This is a genomic window from Planktothrix sp. FACHB-1355 (genome assembly GCF_014748295.1).
In the GTDB taxonomy this organism is placed as follows: Bacteria; Cyanobacteriota; Cyanobacteriia; order Cyanobacteriales; family Aerosakkonemataceae; genus Aerosakkonema; species Aerosakkonema funiforme_A.
The window spans coordinates 1-3504 of sequence record NZ_JACJUP010000767.1 but is presented as its reverse complement, the minus strand read 5'-3'; the positions used below and the strand labels follow the sequence as shown (position 1 = coordinate 3504).

The 3504-nt window shown below is 45.2% G+C and carries 3 protein-coding genes; 1 reads left to right on the top strand and 2 read right to left on the bottom strand.

Translation table 11 applies throughout. From position 1 onward, the window contains the following. A partial coding sequence (locus tag H6S82_RS24555) for a DegT/DnrJ/EryC1/StrS family aminotransferase (RefSeq protein WP_191056855.1) occupies positions 1-229 on the bottom strand: 229 nt, incomplete at its 3' end. 298 nt (positions 230-527) lie between these two features. On the opposite strand from H6S82_RS24555, the gene fetB reads away from it, so the two are divergent. Further along, positions 528-1301 carry an iron export ABC transporter permease subunit FetB gene (gene fetB, locus H6S82_RS24550; protein WP_190463850.1) on the top strand — a complete coding sequence of 258 codons (774 nt, stop codon included), beginning with the start codon at positions 528-530 and terminating at the stop codon, positions 1299-1301. 400 nt (positions 1302-1701) lie between these two features. Here the strand turns inward: fetB and H6S82_RS24540 are convergent. Continuing rightward, a partial coding sequence (locus H6S82_RS24540) for a hypothetical protein (RefSeq protein ID WP_191056853.1) occupies positions 1702-3504 on the bottom strand: 1803 nt, incomplete at its 5' end.

The following is a 3504-nucleotide window of genomic DNA, read 5'->3' as shown; positions in this document are numbered from 1 at the left end:
CAGCGCCAATATCCAAAGCTCGTAATGCGAGGTAGAGGGCGTCGCTGCCAGAATTGCACGCTACGCAATGGGAAACGCCTATGTAATTGGCAAACTGTTGCTCAAAACTCTCCACCGGAGAACCGCCGATGTATCGGCCAGAAGCCAGCACTTCCAATACAGCTGCGTTTATTTCTTTCTCAAGGTTTTTGTACTGACGTGCCAAGTCAACAGGGGGAATGTTATTCACTCGCCTACCACGAAGTTTTAGTTTTTACTACTACAAGTCCCGGATAGCCCGTCAGCCCCACAGTTGTCTCTGCAAGGTGAATGGTTTTCTCGGTGTATATTTTCCAACGGTTATGGTAGATTATCTTAGGCGAGAAAAGTTTCTTGTCAACTGGTTGTGACAATCTGCCCCAGGCGCAGCTAAATATAAGCCTTTAAAACCTTGATTTGGTACGGTTTTAAATATTACCGCGCCGAATGACGTTGTAAAATAGGAAGTCATCGCCAATAGTTCGATCGCACCTCAAACCCCCAAGGCAGTGGATTTAGCTAAATTCGACCCCACAAACTTCACTTGGGCATTAGGACTCATCGCCTTTGCCATCGGTTTATCTGCTTGGGAAAAGTTGGGCTTGGAATGGCCTCTGGCGATCGCGACAGGTCGCACTATCCTACAATTGCTGGGAGTTGGGTTTGTACTGGAGGTGGTTTTCGCTCAGCCAAACCCCGTACTGGTTATCGCGGTTTTGTTTGTCATGCTGATTATTGCTACTAGGGTAGCGAAAAGTCGCATTGGCGAAAAAATTCCTCAAATGTTACCCGTCGTGGGAGGTTCGCTTTTACTCAGTACTGCCCTGACGCTAGTCTACGTCAATTTTTTGGTAATTAAACCGCAGATTTGGTACGAACCGCAATTTCTGATTCCATTTGCTGGTATAGTGCTGGGAAATGCTATGAACGGTGCTGCTTTAGCTGGCGAACGTCTCGTCAGTAGCCTCAAAAGCACGCGCCTGGAAATTGAAACTCACCTCAGTTTGGGAGCTACCCCCGCACAAGCAGTAGCGCAGTACAAAAAAGAAGCGATTAAAGCTGCAATGATTCCCAACCTAAATACGATGACGGTTGTCGGTTTAGTAACATTACCGGGAACTTTCACCGGTCAGATATTGGGTGGTGTCAGTCCTTTCATTGCTGCATTTTACCAGATGTTGATTTTGGTGATGCAGGCAAGCGCTACCCTGATTACTGCTTTTTTGATTACCCAGGGAATTTGTCGGCAGGTTTTCAACTCCGATGCACAACTAAAAATTTAAGAACACCGCAATTTATCTGTGTGCATCTGTGGTTAATAATATGCAAAATTCTTTTATTTTTTCAAGCATCGCTAAATGAATTTTTATATTGTGTCCGGTTGCATCGGTAGTCTAAGACTGATGCTCTCATATTATCTGTGGGAGATTGAGGTTAAATTTTTACCGCAGATAAACGCAGATAAGAACGCATTTTTTCTGCAACCGATGCTACCGGACATGAGATGAATGTCAAAAGCCAAAATGCAAAGGGAGAGGGAGGAGAAAGTGGGGGAATTTATATGTATATTTTCGACCTTTATGTCGTTCTCCCGCTATCCCGTTCTCCCGATACCCCACTCCCCCTCTTATTTTTGACTTTTGACTTTTGACTTTTGACTTTTTTAGCCTCTCGCTATAATCTTTATCTCGGTTTTGGTACATACCTCCCTATTAAAGCACGATTTTGATCGTAAATTTCTAGAGGTACGCGAGCATTTTCGCTAATTGCTTCCAATGCAGCTTGTAAGGTTTTCAAATGATCGTCTACACCAGCAAGAGTATTAGCGTCCCCATTCAAACCGGCAGTCATGGCAGTCCTTCTGACGCTGTTGACATAAGCAGGCGTTAGATAAACCTTGATTCCTTGAAGATTAACGGTATGGTCGCAAATTTTGGGTACGCCAGCACAAGTTTTATTGAGATCGCCTGTAGCTTTTTGCACAATTAAAGCTACCTGCAATTTAGCTTGTGCTTGTCTTAAAGAATTGATGTAACTTTCACTCAGCGGCTGAGCTTGTGAGTAGTAATAAGTACCAGTAGGTACTTGTTGGGCATAGGTGGAAGCTCTGCGCCAAGTCGCGACAGCTTGGGTCAATTGGTTCTGTTGCTCCAAATTTTTGGCAAGGTCACCAATTGTAATGGCTTGATTGTAAATTTTAGCGGCATTCTCTTCTTGGTTTTTGCGATCGCGCACTGCGGCAAAATTTGGCTGATAGCTAGCAATTAACTGCTGCGCCTCCTGGTAAAATGTTGTGGTTTTGGGAATGGAAGAAAGAGAAGCGATCGCTGCTTGCCAAGTTGACTCAACTTGTCGCCAGTGACCTAAAGTTTTGGCTACGCCTTGACGTACTTCCGCTAATTGAGCGATTTCTTTGCCATTTGCCAGTTTGATTTCAGCTTGTTGCTCTTGCTTAACTCGGCGATCGATAGCGGTTAAATTGTCTTGATATTCGTTTAATTTTTGTTGAGCTAGAGGATAAATCAAGCTATTTTTGGGAATTTGTTTAACGGCAGCGATCGCTTCTTTCCAAACTGACTGTATTTCTTGCCATTGTTGGACTGAATGAGGAGGGTTTTGGCTTTTTTGAGAGGCAACTTTTGCCTTATCCATAGCCTTTAAAATTATGTCTATTTTAGTAACAACTCCTTTGTAAATTTGCAACTGTAACTGCGCCGAGGCGCGATCGCCAGACCAAGGGGGAATGCTTTCCAACTCCTGAATCGCTTTCGAGAGTTTTTCTTTTCCCAGATTGATATCTTGCTCGTTTTTTGCCTCTCTGAGGGTTTGTGCTGACTCTCGACTGAGCTGCTTAGCGGTTTGGATGGGTGTACATTCTCCCAATACGCAAGGACGAGTTAAAGCGTAAATACCACCTACAATTGCTACTGCTGCTACTCCAACCCCAATTTTGTATGCGGACTGGGGCAGTTTAAATTGCCGTCTGCGGCGACGCAAAACTCGATCGCGTTTCGGCATTTCGGGGTCGGGTCTGGAATCGATCGCAGGTTCTTCTAAAGGTAAATCTTCGATGGCATCGGATCTGTTCGATCTTAAGGTCGATGCGGCTGCTTCGGTGCGATTATCTGGGGTTTCTTCATCGAAAATCGAGTTTTTTGGCGATCGAGATGGTTGTGTATCCGATTTTTCCGATCTTAAGCTGGACGCTGGCACAGTTTCGGTGTGCGGGTCTGGACTTTCTTCGTCAAAAATCGAGTTCCAGGACGATCGAGATGGTTGCGGAGCGGATTTTTCCGATTTTAAGCTGGATGCGGCTGCTTCGGTGGGCGAGTCTGCGGTTTCCTCATCAAAAATCGAGTTCCAGGGGGATCGAGATGATTCTCTATCCGATGTTAAGGTCGATGCGGCAGCTGCTTCGGTGCGATCGTCTGCTGTTTCTTCATCAAAAATCGATTTCCAGGGGTATGGGGATAAGGGAGGATCGTC